The organism is Micromonospora sp. NPDC049529 (assembly GCF_055586685.1).
The window spans coordinates 230,800-248,789 of record NZ_JBVJHT010000007.1; the positions used below are offsets into that span (position 1 = coordinate 230,800).

Below are 17,990 nucleotides of genomic sequence, written 5' to 3' on the forward strand. Positions count from 1 at the left end.
ACCGATATACGCCGCTCGGCTGCTGCGGAACCGACGGACGTACGCCTGCGGGTCCGCACCACCCGGTGTCGTCGACCACCGGTGGTCGGATTAGCGCTGGCCACGCCGGGGGCGGAATCATGGTTGCATGAGCGAGGAGCGTGCCGAGCCGCGGTGGACGACGGTCAGTGACCCGAGGGTGATGCGGGCACTCGCCCATCCGGCCCGGATTGCGATCATGGAGCACCTCGGGTCGACCGGGCGGGCGGTCACCGCGACCGAATGCGCCGAGGTCGCCGGGCTGTCGCCGAGCGCGACCAGTTACCACCTGCGCGAGCTGGCCCGGTTCGGGTTGGTGGAGCAGGCGCCGAGCCGGGGTGACGCACGGGAGCGGCTGTGGCGGACCGCGCAGCCCTCGTTCAAGGTCGACGCCGGGCAGGGCGCCTCGCCGGAGTCCCGCGCGGCCGAGTTGTCGCTGGTGGAGGCATTTGCGGCGCGGGACTTCGAGCGGATCCGCGACTGGTTCCTCCGCTCGCACGAAGAGCCGAAGCAGTGGTACGACGCCGCGATCATGAACGGCACCGTGCTGCTGCTCACCGCCGAGGAGTTGACCCGGCTGAACGCGGCTGTGCTGGATCTGCTGGAGCCGTACCGGCGGCGGCACCGGCAGGCCGATCCACCGGCGGGGGCGCGTCCGGTGGCGGCCAACTACTGGGCGTTGCCGATGGAGTGAGGGTGGCGGGCACTTGTGCCGAACAGATGTGAAGGATTATTTTCGAAAGATGTCCTTCACGTCTGCTCCGGTCCGTGGTCCCGCCGTACGGTCGGGCGGGCAGTGGCGGGACGTGTACCTCGCCGCCACCGCCAAGGGCATCTCGGTCTGCGGTGACTTCCTCGCCGCCACCACGCTCGTACTCACCCTCCAGTCCGCCGGTGCCGGTGGGCTCGCCGTCGCCGCCCTGCTCCTCGCCTCGACCCTGCCGCTGGTGCTGCTCGCCCCGGTCACCGGCCGACTCGCCGACCGGGTGGACAGCCGTACGCTGCTGATCTGGGCCGGAGTCGGCCAGGCCGCCATCTGCGTGACGCTCGCCCTGGTCAGCCAGCCGCTGGTGGTCATCGGGCTGGTCTTTCTGCTCTCCTGCGGACTGGCGGTCACCCAACCGGTCCTCTCCGCGCTCATCCCCGCCATGGTCGGGCGCGCGGACCTGCCCCGGGCCGGTGCGATCAACCAGACCGCCGGCACAGTCGGCGCCCTGGTCGGACCGGCGCTCGCCGGCCTGCTGGTCGGCCAGTTCGGCACCACCGTGCCACTGCTCGTCGACGCCGCCAGCTACGGCGCACTGGTGGCGGCCGGGCTGCTCCTGCGTACCCGTCGGGGTGGCCGGACAACGGCCGGCGTACCGGTCCCGGCGGACCGCGCCGTCGACGGAGGTTGGTCGATCTGGCGGGACCCGCTGCTGCGGACGATGGTCGTCTCGGTCGCCGCCGTGATCGGGGTGGTCGGTGCGATCAACGTCGTCGCCGTCTTCTTCGTCCGCGAGACGCTCGCCGCCTCCGAGACCATGTACGGGGTGGTCGAGGCCGCCTGGATGGTGGGACTGCTCGCCGGTGCCTGGCTCTGCGCCCGGCTGGCCCGCCGCGCCCGCGACGACGCCGCCCTGGTCGGCGGGATCCTGCTGCTGCTCGGCGCGACCTGCCTGGTCCTGCCGGTGGCGGCGGTGGTCGGCACGGTCGGGTGGCTGATCCCGCTCTGGGTGGTCGGCGGGGCGTTCAACGGGGGCGAGAACGTGTTCGCCGGGGTGGTGGTCGGCAACAGGGTGCCGGAGGCGGTCCTCGGACGCGCCTTCGCCACCCTCGGCGGCGCGATCCAGGGCGCCAGCATGGCCGGCTACCTCGCCGGTGGCGTACTCGCCGACCGGGTGCCGATCCGGCCGCTGGTCGCCGGGCTCGGGCTGGCCGGGCTGGTGGTGGTGCTCGGGCTGGCCGTACCGGTGGTCCGGATCACCCGCCGGGAGCGGGACCGTGGGGCCGTGGCCGCAACCGGATCCGGTGCGGGCTTGGACACTTCTTCGGTGACTGGATGAGCGGGTGTCCGAAGCGTCGGTATACGGTGGAAATCATGGGTGATCTTCAGAGACCACGGGTCGGGCACATCCAGTTCCTCAACTGTCTGCCGATCTACTGGGGGCTGATGCGCTCCGGCGCCCTGCTCGACGTCGACCTGCACAAGGACTCGCCCGAGCGGCTCAGCGCCGCCCTGGTCGCCGGTGACCTCGACATCGGCCCGATCACGCTGGTCGAATACCTGCGGCACTCCGACGAGCTGCTGCTCCTGCCGGACCTCGCGGTCGGCAGCGACGGGCCGGTGCTCTCGGTCAACGTCGTCTCCACCCGCCCGCTGCCCGATCTCGACGGGGCGAGGGTGGCGCTCGGCTCGACCTCGCGTACCGGGGTGCTGCTGGCCCAGATGCTGCTCGCCGACCGGTACGGCGTACGACCCGACTACTTCAGCTGCCCGCCGGATCTGACCCAGATGCTGCTCGAAGCCGATGCCGGGGTGTTGATCGGCGACGTCGCGCTCCGCGCCCTGTACGAGGCACCGGGTCGGGGGCTGGAGGTCACCGACCTCGGGCAGGCGTGGCGGGACTGGACCGGCCTGCCGATGGTCTTCGCCGTCTGGGCGGTCCGGCGCGACTTCGCCGCGGCGCACCCGGGACTGGTCAAGGACGTGCACGAGGCGTTCCTGCGGTCCCGCGACCTGTGCCTGTCTGAGCTGGACGAGGTGGCCGAGGCGGCGGCCCGGTGGGAGTCGTTCGACGCGGCGACGCTGGCGTCGTACTTCCGGGTGCTCGACTTCTCCCTCGGCGAGCGCCAGGTCGGCGGCCTGCGGGAGTTCGCCCGGCGGGCGGCCGAGATCGGTGCCACCCCGGTCCTGCCGCCGGACGGACCGGCCTTCTTCGCCGGCTGACCCAGCCAGCCAGCGGCCGCACCGACCGTTGACACCGGCCGCGCCGACGCGTCAGTCGGCGCGGAGCTGTTCGGCCACCTGCTGGCAGATCTTGGCGCCGTACGTGTAGCCGAGGCCGATCGGGTACTTGGTCATCACGCCCATGGTCCAGCCGTCGCCGATGGCCAGGCAGCTCACGTGGTACTCCTGCTCGGCCTGTCGGTCGACCCAACCGTTCTTGATCGCGATCGTCTTCTGCACGGCGGCCGGGAACGCCTTGCGGATGCCGAAGTCGCCGACGCCGCGGACCGCCCGCATCTCGTCCAGCAGCCACTTGGTCCAGGTGGGGCCGGCGGCCCGACCGTCGGCGATGCAGGCCGCGAGCCGGGTGATGTCGCGCGGGGAGAGTTCGGTACGGCTCCAGCCGCCGCCGCTGGCCGCGCTGCTGTCGGTGAGCTTGCAGGTGCTGATCAGCCGCTGGATCGAGGCGGCCCGGCCGACGGTGTTGTACAGCGACTCGGCGGCGGTGTTGTCGCTGTCCCGGATCATCACCCGGACCTGCTGGAGTTGCGCGTCGGTCGGCTTCCGGTCGGCCTCGGCCGACCGGCGCAGGAAGTCCGCCCCGATCCACGACTTGATCAGCGAGGCGGTGGTGCTGGTCTCGGTCATGTTCTCCGAGCCGACGATCTCACCGGTCCGGGTGTCCTGCATCGACCAGGCCCACCAGCCCTTGGCGTCGATGGTGACGTCGGCCGCGCGGACCGGCAGCGGCGGCAGTTCCGGGGTCGGGGTCGCGCTGGGCGTCGACCGGCCCGACCGGCTGGCCGCCTGGTCGCCGGTGTGCGCGGGGGCCCCGGCGGACCGGTCGGGTTCGCCCCACTCACCGGCCGCCTTCGCCGCCAGCGGCGACCCCGGCAGCAGCCGGAGCGCGGCCAGGACCAGCACCAGGAGTACGCCCGTGATGATCGCGATCCGCAGCGGGGTCATGTCGGCGCCGTTGCGGCTGGCCCGTCGGGTGCCCGCCATCAGGAGGCCCCACCGGCGCGTACGGCAGTGTTGCCGATCGGTACGGGCACCTTGAGCGCGGCGCCCGGCTGCACGGTGACCAGTTGGGTGGCGACGCTGGAGCAGACGTCCGCGCCGTAGTCGAGGCCCTGCTTCTGCGGATAGCGCAGCAGTACGGCCAGCACCCACTTGTCCGCGACGGCGAGGCAGTTGACGTGCCACAACCCGTCCGCGTAGATCATCGTCCAGCCGTTCTTGATCGCGACCGGACCCTGGTCGGTGATCGCCTGCGGCAGGCCGTCGATGATGCCCCAGCGCCCGCCACCCCTGGTGAGCTGCTGGTCCTTGGCGGCGGTGCTGCCGGTGACCTTGGTCATCTCGTCCAGCACCCAGGTGGTCCACTTCGGGCCGGCGGCGGTGCCGTTCTTGACGCACTCGCCCATCCGGACCGCGTCCTCGGCCGAGATCCTGGTGTAGCTCCACCACACGGTCTTGGCGCCGGGTGGGATGACCGGTTCGGTTTCGGTCAGCTTGCACAGGTCGATCAGGCGGTCGATCACCGGCTTGCCGCCGCCGGCCTGGTACAGCGCCTCGGCCGCGTCGTCGTCACTGTTGATCAGTGCGGCGCTGGCCTGCTTCAACCGGGATGCCGGGGGCTGCTTGTCACCGAGCCGGCGCAGGTAGTCCGAGACCAGCCAGACCTTGATCATCGATTCGGTGCTGTTGGTCGCGGTCAGGTTGGGCGCGCCGGAGATCTTGCCGGTCTCGCGGTCGAGCAGCGCCCAGGAGAAGAACCCCTTGTCGACCTGCACGGAGACCGGTGCGGCCGCGAGCGTCGGCGGCGCCGGGGCGGCGAGCTTGGCCGCCGCCGCGCCCTGCGCGGATTCCGAGCCCGGTCCGGCTGCGGTCGAATCGTCGCCCTCGAACTGGGCGTACGCGGCCGGCACCAGCAGGACGCCGCCGGCGACGATGGCCGCGATGGCGAGCACCATGATCAGGCGTGGGCGCATGGGGGTAGAGCTCCAAGAAAGTCGGGGCCCGGGGGGACCGGGGCGTGCTGCGCTTGGGATGTCGATCTTCGCTCTGGGTTTGGGTTCGCGCTGGTTATCCTGTGCCGGCCGACCACTGCGGGGCGGCGACGCGGTCGCGGGCTGCCGGGGAATATGGCAGGCCGACCGATGAAAGCTTACGTGGCGGGGCTCGATGTGCCAGATCAGGAAGCCATCAAGTTTTCGTAAAGAGAACCGAAATAAGCCCTTATGTGGCAATGCAATCTTGGCCGATCACACTCTGTGATCGGGATCATTTGTCCAATTTGGAAGCATTTACGACGGTATGTAGGCGTACCGCTACTTACCGTGGTCGAGCTGATTTCTTGTGACACCCTCTGGCTTAGTCATCTCTGAGCTGTAACACTGGACGGGTGTACGGCAATGACTTCCCCGACGCGTCCGACGAGCCGACCGGCGGCCTGATCGACCAGGTTGAGGCGGCCGAGGCGGCACTGCGTGCCGCGGCCCTCCAGGCGCGCCCCCGGGCCGCCGTCGACCTGGCCGGGGCAGGCGAAAGTGATCTAGGCGACTACTTCACGGCCGTGATCGAGGCGGACCAGAAGATCGAGCCGCGAGACTGGATGCCCGACTCCTACCGGAAGACGCTCATCCGGCAGATCGCCCAGCATGCCCACTCCGAGATCATCGGGATGCAGCCGGAGGGCAACTGGATCAGCCGGGCGCCCTCGCTCAAACGCAAGGCGATCCTGCTGGCCAAGGTGCAGGACGAGGCCGGGCACGGTCTCTACCTCTACGCCGCCGCCGAGACGCTCGGGATCAGCCGCGACGAGCTGGTCGACATGCTGCTCGAAGGTCGGCAGAAGTACAGCTCGATCTTCAACTACCCCACCCTGACCTGGGCCGACGTCGGCGCCATCGGGTGGCTGGTCGACGGCGCGGCGATCGTCAACCAGGTGCCCCTGTGCCGGTGCTCGTACGGTCCGTACGCCCGCGCCATGATCAGGGTCTGCAAGGAGGAGTCGTTCCACCAGCGGCAGGGCTACGAGATCCTGCACACCCTGGCCCACGGCACCCCGCAACAGCAGGCGATGGCGCAGGACGCGATCGACCGCTGGTGGTACCCGTCGCTGGCGATGTTCGGCCCGCCGGACACCGACTCCACGCACTCCGCCCAGTCGATGGCCTGGAAGATCAAGCGTTTCTCCAACGACGAGCTGCGCCAGCGCTTCGTCGACATGTGCGTCCAGCAGGCCGCCATCCTCGGCCTGCGGCTGCCCGACCCCGACCTGCGGTGGAACGAGCAGCGCCAGGCGCACGACTACACCCAGCCGGACTACGCGGAGCTGATGCGAGTGATCAAGGGCGACGGGCCGTGCAACCGCCAGCGGATCGACCACCGTCGCAAGGCACACTCCGACGGTGCCTGGGTACGCGAGGCAGCCACCGCGTACGCCGCCAAGCGCACCGCCGCCGCCCGCACCATGGAGCCGGCCCAGTGACCGAACAGTCGCCACTGTGGGAGGTGTTCGTACGCGCCAGGCGAGGGCTGTCCCACACCCACGTCGGCAGCCTGCACGCACCCGACGCCGAGATGGCCCTGCGCAACGCCCGGGATCTCTACACCCGGCGCCAGGAGGGTGTCTCCATCTGGGTGGTGCCGGCGAGCGCGATCACCGCGTCCAGCCCGGACGAGAAGGACGCCTTCTTTGACCCGGCGGCGGACAAGATCTACCGTCATCCGACCTTCTACGAGGTGCCGGACGGGGTGGCCCACCTGTGACCGTCTCCGTGGAACACCTGCTCGGGCTCGGTGACGACGCCCTCATCGCCGCCCAGCGGCTCGGTGAGTGGGCCGCCGCCGCACCGGAGATGGAAGAGGACGTCGCCCTGGCCAACATCGCGCTCGACCAGCTCGGCGCGGCCCGCCTGCTGCTGTCGTACGCGGGGGAGGTGGAGGGCGCCGGCCGGGACGAGGACGCGTTGGCGTACCTGCGCGACGACCGGCAGTACCGCAACTGCCTGCTGGTCGAGCTGCCCAACGGCGACTTCGGCGTGACCATGGCGAAGCTGCTCTTCCTCGCCGCGTACCAGCTTCCGCTCTACACGGCGCTGGCCGGCTGTGCCGACGAACGGCTGGCCGCGATCGCGGACAAGGCCCGCAAGGAGACGGCGTACCACCTCGACCACAGTTCACTGTGGACGGTGCGGCTCGGTGACGGCACCGAGGAGTCGCACCGGCGGATGCAGGCGGCGGTCGACCAGGTGTGGCCGTACACGCACGAGCTGTTCGTGGCCGACCCGGACGCGCCGGTCGACCCGGCCACCCTGCGCCCGGCCTTCCTGGCCACGGTGGACGCGGTGCTGACCGAGGCGACGCTGGTCCGCCCGGCCGACGGCTGGGCACCGGGCGGTGGCCGGACCGGGGTGCACACCGAGCACCTGTCCTACCTGCTGGCCGAGATGCAGGTGCTGCACCGCGCCCACCCCGGCGCGCGTTGGTGAGGCCGGACACGATGGTGAGCCCACGGGAGGCGGTCGCCGCGGTGGTCGATCCGGAGATCCGGATCCTGACCATCGACGACCTGGGCATCCTGCGCGGGGTCGACCGGGACCCGGAAACCGGCCGGGTCACCGTCACCATCACCCCCACCTACACCGGCTGCCCGGCGATGGACGTGATCCGGGCCGACATCCGGGCCGCCCTGCGCACCGCCGGGTACCCGGACTCCGAGGTGACGACCGTGTACGCCCCGGCCTGGAGCACCGACTGGGTGAGCGCCGCCGGCCGGGCCAAGCTCGCCGAGGCGGGCATCGCCCCGCCCGGACCGGCGGACCGGCGACCCGGCCCGGTGGCGGTGCGGCTGACCGTACGCTGTCCGCGCTGCGACTCGGCGGACACCGAGCAGGTCAGCCGGTTCGGCTCCACCGCCTGCAAGGCGCTCTGGCGCTGCCGCGCCTGCCGTGAACCGTTCGACCAGATGAAGGCGTTATGAGCAGCGTGACGATCACCCGACCGGTCCGCCGTCGGCCGGTCTTCCACCTGTTGCCGGTTCTCGCCGTGGACCGGCTCACCGACGACTCGGTGGCGGTCACCTTCGCCGTTCCGGCCGAACTGCGCGACACCTTCGCCTTCCGGGCCGGTCAGCACCTCACCGTGCGCCGTACCGACGAGCTGACCGGGGCGGAGGTGCGCCGGTCGTACTCGATCTGCTCGACCCCGGCGGAGCTGGCCGACCACGGCCGGCTGCGGATCGGCGTCCGGGAGATCCCCGGCGGCGCGTTCTCCGCCTTCGCCGGTCGGCTGCTGCGGGCCGGCGACGCGGTCGAGGTGATGCCGCCGCTGGGCCAGTTCAGCTCCGGGTTCCGGCCGGACCGGACCCGGCACTACGGCGCGGTGGTCGCCGGCTCCGGCATCACCCCGGTGCTCGCGCTGGTCGCGACCGCCCTGGCCGTCGAACCGGCCAGCACCTTCACCCTGGTGTACGGCAACCGCAACGCCCGCAGTGTCATGTTCACCGAGGAACTGGCCGACCTGAAGGACCGCTACCCGGCCCGGCTGCACCTGATCCACGTGCTCTCCCGCGAGCCCGGCGAGTCGGCCCTGCTCTCCGGCCGGGTCGACGCCGACCGGTTGACCCGGCTACTCACGCACCTGGTGCCGGCCGAGCGGATCGACGAGTGGTTCCTCTGCGGCCCGTACGGGATGGTCACCGACGCCCGTGAGGTGCTCGCCGGGCGGGGTGTGCCCGGCGACGCCGTACACACGGAGTTGTTCCACGTCGACGAGCCGCCGGTGGCGCCGGTCCGGCCGACCACGGCGGACACCGCCGGCACCGACGTCACCATCATGCTCGACGGGCGGGCGTCGTCGTTCCGGATGGGCCGCACCGAACGGGTGCTCGACGCGGCCCTCAAGGTACGCGGCGAGCTGCCGTACGCGTGCAAGGGCGGGGTCTGCTCCACCTGCCGGGCGAAGGTCGTCACCGGTGCGGTGACGATGGCCCGCAACTACGCCCTGGAGCCGGACGAGGTGGCCGCCGGTTACGTGCTCACCTGCCAGTCCAGCCCGGTCGGCGACACCCTTGTGGTCGACTACGACGCCTGACGGATCTTCGGGCAGTGCGGTCTTGACCGACCGGTGGCGCCCTGCCCTCACCAGCCCAACGTGCCGAGTTCGTCCTGGAATGTCCCCGTCGGGCCGTCCGCGCCGAGCGTGGCCAACCGCACGATGGTCTTGGCGCTTTCCGCCGGTGGCCGTCCGCCCCCGATGGCGGCCATCATGTCGGTGGCGGTGTAGCCGGGCTCGATCGCGTTGAACCTGATGCCCGGCTGGGACTTGGCGTACTGGACGGTGAGCATGGTGGCCGCCGACTTGGACGCCGAGTAGAGCGTGGCCGACAGACTGAACTCCGGCCGGTCGGGATTCGTCACCGCCCAGAAAGATCCCATGCTGCTCGACACGGTGACGACCGTGGGATTCGAGGACTTCCGCAGCAGCGGCAGCGCCGCCTCGGTGACGCGGACGATCCCGACCACGTTGGTGTCGAACACCCGCAGGGCCGTCGTTCCGTCGACGGGTCCGACTCCGAGCACGCCCGCGTTGTTCACCAGGACGTCGAGTCGACCCTCGGCCGATTCGATGCTGGCCAACGCGTCGCTCACCGACGCGTCGTCGGTGACGTCGAGCTGCACGAATCGTGCGCCCAGCGTCGCTGCGGCCTTCTCGCCCCGCTCGACGTCGCGTGCGCCGACGTAGACCGTGTGGCCCAGTTCGAGGAGCTGTTTGGCGGTCTCGAAACCGAGGCCCTTGTTGGCGCCGGTGATGAGGGTGACGGTCATGTGTCTCCTCCGGGGATGCGGTCGGGCGGGGCCGGCCAGTTTTTGTACCGATCGGTTGCGGGCCACCGTAGCAGATTTTGTACCGAACGGTTGGTGGCCGGGTCGCGATTTGTACCGAGCGGTAGGCTGGGTCCATGGGCACCGAGACGCAGACCGCCGGACGACCGCGGGCCTTCGACGAGGAGACGGTCCTCGACCGGGCCACGGAGGTCTTCTGGCGGCACGGCTACGAGGGAGCGTCGCTCAGCGCCCTCACCGGCGCGATGGGCATCAACCGGCCCAGCCTCTACTCCACGTTCGGCAGCAAGGAGCAACTGTTCCGCCGCGCCTTCGACCGCTACCACGAGACCCAGGTGGCCAAGGCCCGCGCCGCGATGGAACAACCCACGGCGTACGCCGCCATAGAGGCCTTCCTGCGCTCCAGTGCCGACGGCCTCACCGCCGACGATCACCCTGCGGGTTGCCTCTCCGTCCAGGGCGGCCTGGCCTGCTCGCCCGAGAACGCCCGGATCTCCGAGGTCCTGGCCGCCGGCCGGGCCGCCACCGAGTCCGCGCTCGTGGAACGGCTGTCCCGGGCGGCGCGGGAAGGGGACCTCCCGGACGGTGTCGAGGCCCGCTCGCTGGCGCGATTCGTGATGGCGCTCAGCGAGGGCCACGCGGTACACGCCGCGGCCGGTGCCAGCCGCGAAGAACTCCAGGCCTCCGTCGACGTCGCCCTGCGAGCCGTCCTCCCGCGTTGAGGGTGGGTCCCGGGTCGGGCTACCCGGAAACGGCGGCGCTCAGGTGGTTTCGGGGCTCCGGTTCGCGGCTGGCCGGGATGGCGACCGGGGGTGTGGCCGCCGGTCGGTTGGTCAGCCCGTGCCAGGCCAGCGCCGCCGCGATGGCCGACAGCGGCAGCGCCGGTAGCGCGTACCTCGGCTCGTACATGCCGACGGCGACGGTGAGCACGGTCAGGCCCGGTCCGGCGAGCAGCAACAGCACCAGATCGAGCCGGATCCGGCCGTCGACCCGGCGGCGACGCACGACCAGTGCCGCCAGCGTGAGCAGTACGCCGACCAGCAGCACGATCGGCACCACCCGGAGCAGTTCGCCGTACCGGTGCAGTCCCGTGGTCAGGGCCGTGCCCTCCGGCGCGGTGCCCGGCCAGGTCGCGCCGCCGCCGAAGTTGGCGGAGCCCTGGGCGGGTGGGCAGCGGTCCGGCAGCCGTTGCGTGCCCCGGAACGCGGCCGGCGGGACCAGGCGCTCGCGCAGGCACTCGTTCATCGGCCCCAGGTAGAGCCCCGGTACGAAGTGCGCCGCGCTCTCCCTGCCGACGATCCGGAGGTAGTCCAGCGGCTGCTGTCGGATCACCGTCACCGCGAAGTCGACCAGCCGATCCGCGCCGGCTTCGGTGTACACGTCGTTGAGCCGGGCCGGGCGGCGCCAGAAGAACGCGTCGGCCCGGTCCCAGCGCTGCCCCAGCGGCTGGTCCGGACAGGCGACCCGCTCCCGGTCGGTCAACCGGAGCCGGTCGCAGTCGGCGATGATCGCGGCGCGGCCGTACAGGGCGGTGCCGCTCTGGGTGCCGTACACGCTCTGCCGGTCGCCGATCCAGACGAGCAGCCCGACGTACGGCACCGTGAAGCCGAGCGCGTAGCCGACCAGCCGGCGCCAGCCGACCCGGCGGACCAGCAGGTAGAGCCCGAGCAGCAGGGCCACCGGGAGCGCGGTCGGTTTGGTGATCCAGGCCGCCGCGATCAGCAGACCGGAGCCGATCACCGCCGGGTGCCCCGGCGTGCCGGGCCCGAGCAGCAGTACGACGGCAGCGGCGAAGAGCACCGTGAAGAGCATGTCCGGCAACAGGTAGTGGCCCGTGGTCAGGACGAGCGAGTCGAACAGCAGCGGCGCCGCGGCGAGGCAGCAGAGCCGCCGGGACAGTCCCCGGCGGTGCAGCAGGAGGTAGACGGCGAGCGCGAGCAGGAGGCTGAGCAGGTGCTGGACGGCCACCACGGCCAGGTGCGTCCCCGCCGGCGAGAGCAGCTTGAGCAGTGCCGGATAGCCGAGCGGCCGGGTCGGGTGCGGTGCCGGTGTCGACCCGGCCAGGTTGAGGTAGACCCCGCTGTCGCCGTGGAACCAGAACGCGGGCCGGTACGCGATCATGAACAGCAGCCGGAGCACCACACCGACCCCGAGAAGCACCCCGATCCCGACATGTCGCCGCAGCACCCCGAGCCCGGCATCTCGCCTCAGCAGCCTGCCGGTCCGTCGCCGGATGCCGCCTCCGGCCCGCTGCCCGATCTCCGCTGACCTGCTGCTGGCTGCGCCCATGCTGCGTACAACTCGGCTCCACCGGGTGCGGGTGCGGGTGGGCCGGGTGTCCTCGGGTGTGATCGACGCCGGTCGGCGGCACCATCCGGGCGGCTGTCCGGGTCGGCCACGTACGCTCGGAGCTGTGACTGGGAGCAGCGAGATCCACGACATTCTCCAGCGCGGTGCCGACGGCGGGCGGATCACGCCCGAGGAGGCGCTGCTGCTCTACACCGAGGCGCCATTCCACGCCCTCGGTGAGGCAGCCGACGCGGTACGCCGCCGTCGGTACCCGGACAACATCGTCACGTACCTGATCGATCGCAACATCAACTACACCAACGTCTGCGTGACCGCGTGCAAGTTCTGCGCGTTCTACCGGGCGCCGAAGCACGCCGAGGGCTGGACCCACCCGACCGAGGAGATCCTGCGCCGCTGCGGCGAGGCGGTCGAGCTGGGCGCGACCCAGGTGATGCTCCAGGGCGGCCACCACCCCGACTACGGCGTGGAGTACTACGAGGAACTCTTCTCCTCGGTCAAGGCCGCCTACCCGCAGCTCGTGATCCACTCGATCGGACCGAGTGAGATCCTGCACATGGCGAAGGTGTCCGGTGTCACCCTCGACGAGGCGATCCGCCGGATCAAGGTGGCCGGGCTGGACTCGATCGCCGGCGCCGGCGCCGAGATGCTGCCGGACCGCCCACGCAAGGCGATCGCCCCGCTCAAGGAGTCCGGGCAGCGCTGGCTGGAGGTGATGGAACTCGCCCACCGCCAGGGGATCGAGTCGACCGCGACGATGATGATGGGCACCGGCGAGACCAACGCCGAGCGGATCGAGCACATGCGGATGATCCGCGACGTGCAGGACCGTACGGGCGGGTTCCGGTCGTTCATCCCGTGGACGTACCAGCCGGAGAACAACCACCTCAAGGGGCGTACCCAGGCGACCACCCTGGAGTACCTGCGGCTGATCGCGGTGGCCCGGCTCTTCTTCGAGACCGTGCCGCACCTTCAGGCGTCCTGGCTGACCACGGGCAAGGAAGCGGGGCAGCTCGCCCTGCACATGGGGGTCGACGACCTGGGTTCGATCATGTTGGAGGAGAACGTCATCTCCTCCGCCGGTGCCCGGCACCGGTCCAACCTCCAGGACCTGATCTGGATGATCCGCTCCGCCGGCCGCATCCCGGCCCAGCGGGACACCCTCTACCGGCACCTGGCGGTGCACCGTACGCCCGCCGAGGACCCGCACGACGACCGTGTGGTGTCGCACTTCTCCTCGATCGCACTGCCCGGCGGAGGAGTCGGCAAGCAGCTGCCGTTGGTCGAGGCGAAGTAGCCGGACGGCTGGCGCGACCACGCCGGTCGGCTGGACTCTCCTCCGGTAGGGCCGCAGGTCATAACGGATGTATCACTGGGGTAGCGGGGGGTCGGTGGAGATCGCTAACGTCCGTCGTAGCGCCCGCGTTCGCGGGACGACATCCAGACTTCCTGCCCTCCGCCGCGATCGTGTCGACCGCGCCGGTGGCTGATGTCGTACTCCATCGGCCCAGCGGGGCCGTCCACATAACGCACGGCGGTACGGGCGGGGTGCTCAGCACCCCGCCCGTACCGTATCCACTGCCAAATTTACGTTTTCCCAGGTGAAACGCGATTGGTCAGGCGCGTCGCGTCGGGTATTTGACTACAGTACGCAGTCATGCGAACACACCTTTTCCTTGCCGCTTCGGCCTGCGCGACCCTGCTCCTGGTAGCCGGGCCGGCCGTCGGCGCGCCGGTGTTCGCCGCACTGCCATCGGCCGGCACCGGGCCGGCCGAGGGGGCCAGGGCGACCCCCGGCGTCGCCCTGTCACCATCCGACCACGGCGTCGACCTCACCGTCTCCCTCGACGGCACCACATTGACCAACCGGACCTCGCGGCAGGTCGCCACCGCGACCGTGACCAACCGGGGCAGCGCCACCGCGCGGGGCGTCCGGCTGCACTACACCGGCCGGGTCGACAGCGAGGTCATCAACCCGCGCAGCGTCGCCTTCTGCCCACCGCCGGTCACCAGCCCCGTACCGGGCCCACCCACCTCGGCGCCGTCGCTGGAGGTGACGGTCGACGGCGAGTGCGGCCTGCCGGATCTCGCCCCCGGCCGGTCGGCCCGGCTGAACAGCACCATCGTCCGCTCGGCGCACGGCATGGGCACGGTCGGTGAGCTGACCGTACGGGTCTCGCACGCCGGTATCGACCCGGTCCCGGCGAACGACTCGGTGACCTCCCCGATCGGGTTCGCCGAGGGCGCCCCCGACCTCTACGCCCGCGCCTGGGACGGGCCGGCGGATCCGACCGGGACCATCACCCCGGCCCTGCCCGGAAGCGTCGGCGACCTGCGGTTCGAGATCGGCAACCACGGAACGGAGCCGGTCAGTGGGATGGTGGTGACCGTTGGGCTGCCGGTCCACGTGACGTTCGCCGGGGACCGGCCGGGGTGCACGTACGACATCGGGCGGCGGAACGCCACCTGCGCGTACCCCGAGTTGTCACTGGTCGCCGCGCGGGCCGACCGCGACCCGCACGACCGCGACTACTCGGCGCTACGATTCCGCCACTCGGTACGGGTGGAGTCGTCCGCACCCGCGCCGGCCCGGCTGGCCGGTGGTCGGCTCGACGTCGAACCCCTGCTGGCCGGTCAACTGCCGCCCGTGGCGGACCTGCCCGAGGACATCATCGGCCTGGTCGCCACCCGCCTCGACGGCACCGACGACTCCGACCGCTTCATCATCTCCACCGCCACCCGCACCGGCACCGCCGCCGGCGCCCCCGCCGACCTCCCCCTGACCGGCCCGCCCACCCCCCTCCTCACCACCCTCGCCCTCGGAACCCTGACCACCGGCACCACCCTGCTCCTCCTCACCCGCCGCCGCCCCACCCCCACCCCCACCCCAAGATCCGCCCTCTTGTAGAGAAAGAGTGGGTATTCCGTCGCGGATAGCGACTCTTTCTCTACAAGAGGCGCGCGGGGGCGGGGCGGGTGCGGCGCGTGCAGTGCGGGGCGGGTGTGGGGTGCGGGGAGGGGGAGGGCTGGTGGGTGGCAGAGTGGTGCGGCGTGACCCGTACCCCACACGGACAGCGCGCCAGCCTGGACAAGCAGCCGCACGAGGTGGCGGCGATGTTCGACGGCGTGGCGTCCCGGTATGACCTGACCAACACCATCGTCTCGTTCGGGCAGGACCGGGGCTGGCGCCGGGCCACCCGCGCCGCCCTCGGCCTGCGCCCCGGTGAACGGGTACTCGACGTGGGCGCCGGCACCGGTGTCTCCACCGAGGAACTCGCCCACTCGGGCGCGTACGCCGTCGGACTCGACCTCTCCATCGGGATGTTGCAGGCCGGCCGGCGGACCCGCCCGTACGTGCCGCTGCTCGCCGGTGACGCCCTGCGGCTGCCGTTCCCGGACCGTTCCTTCGACGCGGTGACGATCTCGCTGGCCCTGCGTAACGTGGTCGACAGCGAGGCGGCGCTGCGCGAGATGGCCCGGGTGACCCGTCCGGGTGGCCGGCTGGTCGTCTGCGAGTTCAGTACGCCGACGAACCCGGTCTTCCGTACCGTCTACCTGTCGTACCTGATGCGGTCCCTGCCGGCGGTGGCGCGGACGGTGTCGAGCAACCCGGACGCGTACGTCTATCTGGCGGAGTCGATCCGGGCCTGGCCGGACCAGGCCGGGCTGGCCGCGCGGATCGCCGCCTCGGGCTGGGGGCGGGTGGGCTGGCGCAACCTGACCGGCGGCATCGTGGCCCTGCACCGCGCCGTACGCGAGTAAGCGAGCCGATCGGGTCCGAGTGGGCAACTTCTCGCGTTTCGTCCTTTTCGGGACGTCTTGGGCGGTACGCTGCCCGCATGGCGGGGGCATATCGGCAGCCGAACGGCGATGACTGGTCGGCGGCGGCGGAGCACGGCGCGCCGGCCGACACGGACGCGGCCGAACTGATCGCGCAGATCCGGCAGTTGGCTGCCGACGCGGACCCGGCCGGCGTGCGGCAGGTGGTCGCCGAGGTGCTCAGCGCGCTCGACCGGGCGGCCGGCGGCGCGCTGCGCGAGCAGTTGCCGCACGGCAGGCCCGACACTCCCGGCCGGGGTTTGTCCGACACTCCCGGCCAGGGTCGGTCGGCCGACCGACTCGACCGGCCGGCCGACGCTCCGGGTGCGGCGCCCGGCGCCGGTGACGGGTCGAACGCCGACCGGACCGGTGGCGGGTCGATCGCGGATCGCGCCGGTGCGCCGGACGGGGCGATGGCGGGACCGGCGGAGCCGCCGGTCGATCTGCCCGACGGGTACGAGAACGCGCCGGTCGATCTGCCGGCCGGCGACGAGGAGGCGGAGTCGGACGCGTCGGCGAGTGCGGACGGGCCGCCGGCCAACCGGTTGACGAGGGGCGACGAGCCCCCGGTGACACTGTCCGATCTGGAGGCGGCGGGGTCGGAGGAACGCCCCACCGGGTCGGGTTGAGCCGGCCGCGCTGCCACCGTACGGGGCTCACCGTCCCCACCTCGGTAACTTAGGTTCACCTAACCCGCTGGCACCCTTAACGCGGTCTTAGACTCCTCCCGAACTAGCTTGTGAAGCATTTCACGAGCACCTCGGGAAGGAGGCGCTGATGGCCACGGTCGAGTACGACGCGGACGTCATCGTCGTCGGCGCCGGACCGGGTGGTTCGACCACCGCATACCACCTGGCCCGGCACGGGCTGCGGGTGTTGCTGCTGGAGAAGACCGAGTTCCCGCGCGAGAAGGTGTGCGGCGACGGCCTCACCCCGCGCGCGGTCAAGCAGCTCGTCAAGCTCGGCATCGACACCTCGCCGGAGGCCGGCTGGCTGCACAACCGTGGCCTGCGGGTGATCGGCGGCGGGATGCGGCTGGAGCTCGACTGGCCCCATCTGGCGAGTTTCCCCAACTACGGCCTGGTCCGGACCCGGCTCGACTTCGACGACATCCTCGCCAAGCAGGCGGTGGGTGCCGGCGCCGAGCTGCGTACCGGCGTCAACGTCACCGCCCCGGTGCTGGACGCGACCGGCCGGGCGATCGGGGTCAGCGGCGAGGCGGGACCGGGCAAGGAGCCGGTGACCTTCCACGCGCCCCTGGTCGTGGCCGGCGACGGCGTCTCCGGGCGGCTGCCGCTCGCGATGGGGCTCGCCAAGCGCGAGGACCGACCGATCGGTGTGGCGGTACGCCGCTACTACAAGTCACCGGCCAAGCACGACGACAACTACCTGGAGTCGTGGCTGGAGCTGCGCAGCCGGGACTCCGGCGACAATCTGCTCCCCGGCTACGGCTGGATCTTCGGCATGGGGGACGGTCGGGTCAACGTCGGGCTCGGCGTACTGAACTCCTCGTCGGCGTTCGGCAAGACCAACTACCGCCGGATGCTCACCGACTGGCTGGCCAACACTCCGCCCGAGTGGGGGATGACCGACGAGACCAACGCGGAGGGCCCGATCCTCGGTGCCGCGCTGCCGATGGGTTTCAACCGGGTGCCGCACTACACCCGGGGTGTGCTGCTGGTCGGCGACTCCGGGGGCATGGTCAACCCGTTCAACGGCGAGGGCATCGCGTACGCGATGGAGTCCGGCGAGCTTGCCGCCGAGATCATCGTGCAGGCGCTGGCCCGTGCCGAGGGGCCGGACCGGGAGCGGGCACTGGCCGGCTACCCGGCCGAGCTGAAGGCTCGCTACGGCGGTTACTACCGGCTCGGCGGGATCTTCGTGAAGCTGATCGGCAATCCGCAGATCATGCGGATCGCCACCAAGCACGGCATGCCGCACCCGACCCTGATGCGGTTTGTCCTGAAGCTGCTGGCCAACCTGACCGACCCGCGCGGCGGGGACGCGATGGACCGGGTGATCAACGCGATGACCAAGGTGGCACCAGCGGTGTGAGCGGCGGC

The 17,990-nt window shown here is 71.3% G+C and carries 18 protein-coding genes; 14 read left to right on the forward strand and 4 right to left on the reverse strand.

Going from position 1 to position 17,990, the window contains the following annotated elements:
* The first annotated feature begins 127 nt into the window (after positions 1-127).
* From ACZ6QQ_RS14435 to ACZ6QQ_RS14445, 3 genes are read left to right on the forward strand one after another with little or no spacing between them, the layout of a single operon-like run.
* Complete coding sequence (locus tag ACZ6QQ_RS14435; RefSeq protein ID WP_465876570.1) at positions 128-712, forward strand: ArsR/SmtB family transcription factor; 585 nt, start codon at positions 128-130, stop codon at positions 710-712.
* A 49-nt stretch (positions 713-761) separates the two neighbouring features.
* Positions 762-2,063: an MFS transporter gene (locus tag ACZ6QQ_RS14440; RefSeq protein WP_465876572.1), complete on the forward strand. Its 1,302-nt coding sequence runs from the start codon at positions 762-764 to the stop codon at positions 2,061-2,063.
* Positions 2,064-2,098: 35 nt separating this feature from the next.
* Positions 2,099-2,947, forward strand: coding sequence for a menaquinone biosynthetic enzyme MqnA/MqnD family protein (locus ACZ6QQ_RS14445; RefSeq protein ID WP_465876573.1), 849 nt, complete (start codon positions 2,099-2,101; stop codon positions 2,945-2,947).
* A gap of 51 nt (positions 2,948-2,998) precedes the next feature.
* On the opposite strand, the gene ACZ6QQ_RS14450 is transcribed toward ACZ6QQ_RS14445, so the two are convergent.
* Together ACZ6QQ_RS14450 and ACZ6QQ_RS14455 are read right to left on the reverse strand one after the other, a co-directional pair.
* Positions 2,999-3,952: a serine hydrolase gene (locus tag ACZ6QQ_RS14450; protein WP_465876574.1), complete on the reverse strand. Its 954-nt coding sequence runs from the start codon at positions 3,950-3,952 to the stop codon at positions 2,999-3,001.
* The gene (locus ACZ6QQ_RS14455) at positions 3,952-4,941 is read right to left on the reverse strand and encodes a hypothetical protein (RefSeq protein ID WP_465876575.1); all 990 of its coding nucleotides are present in this window, start codon (positions 4,939-4,941) and stop codon (positions 3,952-3,954) included. The genes ACZ6QQ_RS14450 and ACZ6QQ_RS14455 overlap by 1 nt, the downstream gene beginning before the upstream one ends.
* Before the next feature lie 413 nt (positions 4,942-5,354).
* Here ACZ6QQ_RS14455 and paaA point away from each other — a divergent pair, with 413 nt between their 5' ends.
* From paaA to paaE, 5 genes are read left to right on the forward strand one after another with little or no spacing between them, the layout of a single operon-like run.
* On the forward strand, positions 5,355-6,443 hold the full coding sequence (gene paaA, locus ACZ6QQ_RS14460) for a 1,2-phenylacetyl-CoA epoxidase subunit PaaA (RefSeq protein ID WP_465876577.1): 1,089 nt from the start codon (positions 5,355-5,357) through the stop codon (positions 6,441-6,443).
* Positions 6,440-6,724 carry a 1,2-phenylacetyl-CoA epoxidase subunit PaaB gene (paaB, locus tag ACZ6QQ_RS14465; RefSeq protein ID WP_326561470.1) on the forward strand — a complete coding sequence of 95 codons (285 nt, stop codon included), beginning with the start codon at positions 6,440-6,442 and terminating at the stop codon, positions 6,722-6,724. The genes paaA and paaB overlap by 4 nt, the downstream gene beginning before the upstream one ends.
* Positions 6,721-7,446 carry a 1,2-phenylacetyl-CoA epoxidase subunit PaaC gene (paaC, locus tag ACZ6QQ_RS14470; RefSeq protein ID WP_465876578.1) on the forward strand — a complete coding sequence of 242 codons (726 nt, stop codon included), beginning with the start codon at positions 6,721-6,723 and terminating at the stop codon, positions 7,444-7,446. The genes paaB and paaC overlap by 4 nt, the downstream gene beginning before the upstream one ends.
* 11 nt (positions 7,447-7,457) lie before the next feature.
* A complete protein-coding gene (paaD, locus tag ACZ6QQ_RS14475) occupies positions 7,458-7,937 on the forward strand; it encodes a 1,2-phenylacetyl-CoA epoxidase subunit PaaD (RefSeq protein WP_465876580.1) in 480 nt (159 codons plus the stop codon).
* Positions 7,934-9,049, forward strand: coding sequence for a 1,2-phenylacetyl-CoA epoxidase subunit PaaE (paaE, locus tag ACZ6QQ_RS14480; RefSeq protein ID WP_465876581.1), 1,116 nt, complete (start codon positions 7,934-7,936; stop codon positions 9,047-9,049). The genes paaD and paaE overlap by 4 nt, the downstream gene beginning before the upstream one ends.
* Positions 9,050-9,096: 47 nt before the next feature.
* On the opposite strand, the gene ACZ6QQ_RS14485 is transcribed toward paaE, so the two are convergent.
* On the reverse strand, positions 9,097-9,783 hold the full coding sequence (locus ACZ6QQ_RS14485; protein ID WP_465876582.1) for an SDR family NAD(P)-dependent oxidoreductase: 687 nt from the start codon (positions 9,781-9,783) through the stop codon (positions 9,097-9,099).
* A 134-nt stretch (positions 9,784-9,917) separates the two neighbouring features.
* Between ACZ6QQ_RS14485 and ACZ6QQ_RS14490 the strand changes: the two genes are divergently transcribed.
* A complete protein-coding gene (locus ACZ6QQ_RS14490; protein WP_465876583.1) occupies positions 9,918-10,523 on the forward strand; it encodes a TetR/AcrR family transcriptional regulator in 606 nt (201 codons plus the stop codon).
* A 19-nt stretch (positions 10,524-10,542) separates the two neighbouring features.
* Here the strand turns inward: ACZ6QQ_RS14490 and ACZ6QQ_RS14495 are convergent, their stop codons facing one another.
* Positions 10,543-12,090 (reverse strand): hypothetical protein, encoded by a 1,548-nt coding sequence (locus ACZ6QQ_RS14495; RefSeq protein ID WP_465876585.1) that lies wholly within the window; start codon positions 12,088-12,090, stop codon positions 10,543-10,545.
* Between the two features lie 124 nt (positions 12,091-12,214).
* Between ACZ6QQ_RS14495 and mqnC the strand changes: the two genes are divergently transcribed.
* From mqnC to ACZ6QQ_RS14520, 5 genes are all read left to right on the forward strand, one after another.
* On the forward strand, positions 12,215-13,405 hold the full coding sequence (mqnC, locus tag ACZ6QQ_RS14500) for a cyclic dehypoxanthinyl futalosine synthase (protein ID WP_465876586.1): 1,191 nt from the start codon (positions 12,215-12,217) through the stop codon (positions 13,403-13,405).
* 360 nt (positions 13,406-13,765) lie between these two features.
* Positions 13,766-15,016 (forward strand): COG1361 family protein, encoded by a 1,251-nt coding sequence (locus ACZ6QQ_RS14505; RefSeq protein WP_465876587.1) that lies wholly within the window; start codon positions 13,766-13,768, stop codon positions 15,014-15,016.
* A gap of 143 nt (positions 15,017-15,159) precedes the next feature.
* Positions 15,160-15,870 (forward strand): demethylmenaquinone methyltransferase, encoded by a 711-nt coding sequence (locus ACZ6QQ_RS14510; RefSeq protein ID WP_465876588.1) that lies wholly within the window; start codon positions 15,160-15,162, stop codon positions 15,868-15,870.
* A 77-nt stretch (positions 15,871-15,947) separates the two neighbouring features.
* Complete coding sequence (locus ACZ6QQ_RS14515; RefSeq protein WP_465876589.1) at positions 15,948-16,556, forward strand: hypothetical protein; 609 nt, start codon at positions 15,948-15,950, stop codon at positions 16,554-16,556.
* A gap of 148 nt (positions 16,557-16,704) precedes the next feature.
* Entirely contained in the window at positions 16,705-17,982 is a 1,278-nt protein-coding gene (locus ACZ6QQ_RS14520; protein ID WP_465876590.1) for a geranylgeranyl reductase family protein, read from the forward strand.
* Positions 17,983-17,990: the final 8 nt, after the last annotated feature.

Coding starts and splice junctions, on each gene's coding strand:
- ACZ6QQ_RS14435 (WP_465876570.1), top strand. CDS start 128: ATGAGCGAGGAGCGTGCCGAGCCGCGGTGGACGACGGTCAGTGACCCG.
- ACZ6QQ_RS14440 (WP_465876572.1), top strand. CDS start 762: ATGTCCTTCACGTCTGCTCCGGTCCGTGGTCCCGCCGTACGGTCGGGC.
- ACZ6QQ_RS14445 (WP_465876573.1), top strand. CDS start 2,099: ATGGGTGATCTTCAGAGACCACGGGTCGGGCACATCCAGTTCCTCAAC.
- ACZ6QQ_RS14450 (WP_465876574.1), bottom strand. CDS start 3,952: ATGGCGGGCACCCGACGGGCCAGCCGCAACGGCGCCGACATGACCCCG.
- ACZ6QQ_RS14455 (WP_465876575.1), bottom strand. CDS start 4,941: ATGCGCCCACGCCTGATCATGGTGCTCGCCATCGCGGCCATCGTCGCC.
- paaD (WP_465876580.1), top strand. CDS start 7,458: ATGGTGAGCCCACGGGAGGCGGTCGCCGCGGTGGTCGATCCGGAGATC.
- paaE (WP_465876581.1), top strand. CDS start 7,934: ATGAGCAGCGTGACGATCACCCGACCGGTCCGCCGTCGGCCGGTCTTC.
- ACZ6QQ_RS14485 (WP_465876582.1), bottom strand. CDS start 9,783: ATGACCGTCACCCTCATCACCGGCGCCAACAAGGGCCTCGGTTTCGAG.
- ACZ6QQ_RS14490 (WP_465876583.1), top strand. CDS start 9,918: ATGGGCACCGAGACGCAGACCGCCGGACGACCGCGGGCCTTCGACGAG.
- ACZ6QQ_RS14495 (WP_465876585.1), bottom strand. CDS start 12,090: ATGGGCGCAGCCAGCAGCAGGTCAGCGGAGATCGGGCAGCGGGCCGGA.
- ACZ6QQ_RS14505 (WP_465876587.1), top strand. CDS start 13,766: ATGCGAACACACCTTTTCCTTGCCGCTTCGGCCTGCGCGACCCTGCTC.
- ACZ6QQ_RS14515 (WP_465876589.1), top strand. CDS start 15,948: ATGGCGGGGGCATATCGGCAGCCGAACGGCGATGACTGGTCGGCGGCG.
- ACZ6QQ_RS14520 (WP_465876590.1), top strand. CDS start 16,705: ATGGCCACGGTCGAGTACGACGCGGACGTCATCGTCGTCGGCGCCGGA.